This is a genomic window from Allochromatium warmingii (assembly GCF_900107145.1).
GTDB classification, from domain to species: domain Bacteria; phylum Pseudomonadota; class Gammaproteobacteria; order Chromatiales; family Chromatiaceae; genus Thermochromatium; species Thermochromatium warmingii.
In genome coordinates this window covers 1-1,965 of record NZ_FNOW01000083.1, presented here as the reverse complement: position 1 = coordinate 1,965, position 1,965 = coordinate 1, and the positions used below count along the sequence as shown (strand labels likewise).

Here is a 1,965-nt window from a genome sequence, read left to right as displayed (position 1 = left end):
GTCAATACAAAAGCGAGCTGCGTTCTTTGCTGACAGAGAATTTTTCTATTATCGGTTAATTGTCAAAAACGAAAAATCGGTATCAGGTTAGTATAAAATAAAGAACTTGATAGACGAACTGCATTGGAAGGTAGCGAGATTTCTCACTGATAACTTTGATGTGATCTTATTGCCTACGTTCGATACGCAACAGATGGTTGTTAAAACAGCGAGAAAGTTGCGCAAGAAATCTGTCAGGTCGCTATTGTCTTTTAGCCATTACAAGTTCGGACAAAGGCTTGAACTGAAGTGCATTGAACGGGGCAAAAAGCTCATTCGTGTTTGCGAAGCCTATACCAGCAAAACTGTTTCTTGGAACGGTAAACTGCTTAATATCGGTTCAGCAAAAACGATTACATCAGACGGGATCACGGTTAATCGTGACATCAACGGCGCTCGTGGAATCTTTCTACGAGCTTTGGTGGATTCACCCATCCTCATTGAGGGTGCGCGTTAATTGTCTACAAGTTTTGTAGATTTTATTAACGAAATTGAATCAGTCTATCTATAGTTATGCCGGTTGGGGCAGTGGCGATAAGAAGCGTCAGCGCAAGGAATTGATCGGGCGGCTACGCGATTGAGGTCATACGTGTGCCGCAAGCTTGCGACGCTGACCTGTCGCGTTGAATGCTGATTGAATAGCCATATCTTGAATTGCACTGCGTATAGACGAAAAGCGGATGTTTTCTAATAGCCGGAGATAAGACAGTAGGCGCTGGTGCAGGCGATTGCCGGACACCATGCCGGTTTCGCCACGCTCGATGATCTGGAAAATCGTCTGCGTCTCGATGACGATGATCCCGTGCTGGAGCAATGGGCGACGCTCGACCGACAGGCGCTGGAACACGCCAGCGGCTTGAGTCTAGCGGATACGGATGGTGCATTTGAGGAGGCGCGGCGCTGGCTGTTTCGCCGCCAACAGGTCGGCGAACGCTTGCAGGCGCTCGCCATCGCCGACGCGGTGCGCTTTCGTCTCTGGACGCAATTGCTCTTTTCGCTGCTGCTGGAAGCGGACAAAGCATTTTTGGCACTGCGCACCGAGCATCTGAATCACTACGTGTTCCGTCCCGTGGGATTATATTCCGAAAAGGAGCTATCCTTTGTTCCAAGCCCGCGAGGCACTGCGCACACTCAGTGATGAGCTGAAGACGACCAAGCGGCAACTGCTGACGACACCATCCGCGACCTGACGGGACATCTAATCATGAATCTGAACCTACATCGCAACGCCCGCACCACGCCCGCGATTCGTCAGGAGCTACGCGAGTCCACGAAGTCAGAGCGCGAACTGGCACGCGAGTACAACCTGAATCGTGCCACGGTGCGCAAATGGCGTCGGCGCGCAACTGGAGAGGATGCGTCGCACCGCCCGCATCGGATTCGCGCCACGCTGAGCCCAGTTCAGGAGCAGGTGGTGGTGACGCTGCGCCGAACCCTGCTACTGCCATTGGACGATCTGCTGGCGGTCACCCGCGAGTTCATTCATCCAGCCGTCTCGCGGTCGGGCCTAGATCGCTGTCTGCGCCGCCACGGCGTCTCCAACCTCAGCGCCCTGATCCTGCAACCGGAAGGCGAAACCAAGCCGGTCAAAACCTTCAAGGACGACGCACCAGGGTTTGTCCACATCGATGTCAAATACCTGCCGCAGATGCCGGACGCGGCGGCACATCAATACCTGTTTGTCGCCATCGACCGCGCCTCGCGCTGGGTTTATGTCGAAATCCTGCCCGAGAAAACCGCCGCCAACGCCCGCGATTTCCTGCGGCGTCTGGTCGAAAAAGCCCCGTTCACGATTGAGAAGATCCTCACCGACAACGGCAAGGAATTCACCGATCGCTTCTGCGCCACCGGCGAACGTGAACCAACCGGACGCCATCTCTTCGACCAAGGCTGTGCCGATCACAGCATCGAACACCGCCTCACTGC

Annotated in this window: 3 protein-coding genes; all 3 read left to right on the top strand. The window is 54.1% G+C overall.

What is annotated here, in order from left to right; genetic code table 11:
• The first annotated feature begins 106 nt into the window (after positions 1 to 106).
• Positions 107 to 496: a zinc ribbon domain-containing protein gene (locus tag BLW10_RS13530; RefSeq protein WP_143117097.1), complete on the top strand. Its 390-nt coding sequence runs from the start codon at positions 107 to 109 to the stop codon at positions 494 to 496.
• 261 nt (positions 497 to 757) lie between these two features.
• Positions 758 to 1,177 (top strand): HD domain-containing protein, encoded by a 420-nt coding sequence (locus tag BLW10_RS13525; RefSeq protein WP_091335568.1) that lies wholly within the window; start codon positions 758 to 760, stop codon positions 1,175 to 1,177.
• A 66-nt stretch (positions 1,178 to 1,243) separates the two neighbouring features.
• Positions 1,244 to 1,965, top strand: a 722-nt coding sequence (locus BLW10_RS13520) for a DDE-type integrase/transposase/recombinase (RefSeq protein ID WP_091335574.1), incomplete at its 3' end; no start/stop codon positions are given.